This is a genomic window from Arthrobacter sp. SDTb3-6 (assembly GCF_013376095.1).
Classification (GTDB): Bacteria; Actinomycetota; Actinomycetes; order Actinomycetales; family Micrococcaceae; genus Specibacter.
On record NZ_JAAMFN010000094.1, the window covers coordinates 1 to 2402 of the forward strand.

Sequence of the window (2402 nt, forward strand, 5' to 3'; positions counted from 1 at the left end):
CGCAGCTGCATTTATTTAACCGACAGGTAGGGAAAGATGGTGTCCATGACTCCTCCGGCAACCACGGCAAATTCCGGCTCTTCCGACACGCGGGGAACCTCCGTCATTGTCAACGCCATCGCCGTCATGCGCTGCTTTTCCGCCCAGGAGCCGCTGCTGGGCGTGACGGAAATTGCCCAGCGGGTGGGCATGCACAAAAGCACCGTCTCCCGGATCCTGGCCACGCTGGAGCAGGAGGAGCTGGTGGAGCGGGACCCGGACTCCCGCCGTTTCAAGCTGGGCCTGGGCATCATCGCGGTGGCAGGCCCGCTGCTGGCCGAGCTGGAGGAACGGCGCGTGGCCTATCCGCTGCTGTGCCGGCTCACCGAACAGACGGGTGAAACGAGCGCCCTGATGGTGTGGAACGGGCGCGAATCCTTGTGCGTGGAGCAGATCGCCAGCCCCCAGCAGGTCAAGCACACCACACCGCTCGGTGCCCGCTACCACGATGCCATGAGCGCATCTGTGCAGGTCTTCCTGTCCCTGGAACCGGAGGACCGGGTGCGCAGCCTGTTGCGCGACGGCACCCTCGCCTATGCCGGCCTGGACGACGCCGGGCTGGAGGCCTACCTTCTGCGGCTCGCCGACGTCGGCCGGCGCGGCTACGCGACCAACTACGGCGAGTCGGCGCTGGACGAGGTGGGCGTCGCCGCCCCGGTGTATGACCACCGCGGCAACCCCGTGGCCGCCGTCCTGATCCCGGCGCCGAAGTTCCGGGTCTCGCACGAGCGGCTGCTGACCCTCGGCGAGGCGTGTGCGGCCACCGCACGCCTGGTCACGAGCCGGCTCGGCGGCTGAGGCGGCACTCAGGCCAGCAGCGCGCAGGCTTCCTCCACGGTGTCCACCACGTGCACCTGCTCCGCCATCGCACGCCCGTTGGCCAGTGCCGAAAGCAGCGCCCGCATGGGCAGCTCCTCTTCCCAGTGCCGCCGGCCCACCAGGATCATCGGGGCCACCGCCTCCGCCGCCGCGTAGTAGTTCTCGCAGGCGTCCTGGAAGATTTCCTGCACCGTGCCGGCCGCGCCGGGCAGGAAGATGATGCCGCCGCCGGAGCGGGAAAGCAGCACGGCCTCCCGGATGGAATTGGTGAAATACTTGGCAATCCGGGTGGCGAAGGGGTTCGGCGGCTCATGGCCGTAAAACCAGGTGGGGATGCCCAGGCTGTCGGCCCCGCCCGGGAAATCGGCCAGCACCCGCCCCGCGGCGCGCACCCAGGCGGTGATGGACGGCCGGAAGCCGGGGACGGCGGACAAGGTGCGCAGGGCACGGTCCAGGGCGCCGTCGTCGTACACGGAAAGGTAGGCGCCCAGATTGGCGGCCTCCATGGTGCCGGGGCCGCCACCGGTCGCCACCAGCGCACCCCGGGCGGCCAGCATCCGGCCCAGCTGCGCCGCCCGGGCGTATCCGGCGCTGCCGCGGGCCTCGGCGTGCCCGCCCATGACGCCCACCACCGGTTTCCCGTCGGCGGCGCAGGCGTCCAGGAACTCGTCCAGGGCGCCGGAGATGGCGTGGTCGTGCATGGCGGTGGCGAGCGTGGCATCCAGTGCCCGCCCGTGGCCGTCCTGCAACGTCCACTGGTAGATTTGCGCGTCCGGGACGGCCTCATATTCAGCCCCCGAAACCCCCGCATACAGTTCCCCGCCCGTATAGAGGTGCCCGCGGTAGGCGTTGAACGGAATGTTCGGCAGCGGGGGGAAAATCAGCGCGCCGCGTGCCCGCAGCTGACCCTCGACGCCTTTCGCAAAGCGGCAGCCCATGAAGATTGCGCCTGAGGCGCCCAGCCGGGCCAGCTCAGCAGACCTCTGCTGCAGGTCCACCGACTGGAAGTGCCAGCCGTGCATCGAGGTTGCGCCGCCAGCCACCAGCGCGTCGAAGCCGGCCAGGTCTTCGACGTCGACGGCCTTGTTGCGCGGGGCGCGGGATGGGGTCACGAACCCAGCTTAGCCATGACGACGCATTCGGTGCCGGAGCCGGATGCCGGTACGGTGTAAATGGCGGTTTTCCGCCGTCCCCGACCCAGAGGAGCACCATGAAGGAAATCACCACCGCGGACGTCCTGGCTGCCGGCCCCGATGTGCAGCTCATCGACGTCCGGGAGGCCGACGAGACAGCCACCGGCATGATTGCCGGGGCCATTCACCTGCCCTCCGGCTCGGTCGTTGACCGTGCCGGCGAGCTGGACAAGTCCCGCCGTGTCATCGCCGTCTGCCACGGCGGCGGGCGCAGCGGCCGGATCGCCGCAGTCCTCACCGGGATGGGTTTCGACGCGGACACGCTGGTGGGCGGCATGAGCAATTGGGAGGCCGAGGGCCTGCCGATGGTCGCCCCGGAGTAGCCTTCCATCCCGGCGCGCTGCCGCCGGC

At 69.8% G+C, this 2402-nt stretch carries 3 protein-coding genes; 2 read left to right on the forward strand and 1 reads right to left on the reverse strand.

The features are described from left to right. Positions 1–36: 36 nt before the first annotated feature. Complete coding sequence (locus G6035_RS19385; RefSeq protein WP_176618736.1) at positions 37–837, forward strand: IclR family transcriptional regulator; 801 nt, start codon at positions 37–39, stop codon at positions 835–837. Positions 838–845: 8 nt separating this feature from the next. Here the strand turns inward: G6035_RS19385 and G6035_RS19390 are convergent, their stop codons facing one another. After that, the gene (locus tag G6035_RS19390) at positions 846–1970 is read right to left on the reverse strand and encodes an LOG family protein (protein WP_371131077.1); all 1125 of its coding nucleotides are present in this window, start codon (positions 1968–1970) and stop codon (positions 846–848) included. A 98-nt stretch (positions 1971–2068) separates the two neighbouring features. On the opposite strand from G6035_RS19390, the gene G6035_RS19395 reads away from it, so the two are divergent. Continuing rightward, positions 2069–2374 (forward strand): rhodanese-like domain-containing protein, encoded by a 306-nt coding sequence (locus tag G6035_RS19395; RefSeq protein ID WP_176618737.1) that lies wholly within the window; start codon positions 2069–2071, stop codon positions 2372–2374. The last annotated feature ends 28 nt before the right edge of the window (positions 2375–2402 follow it).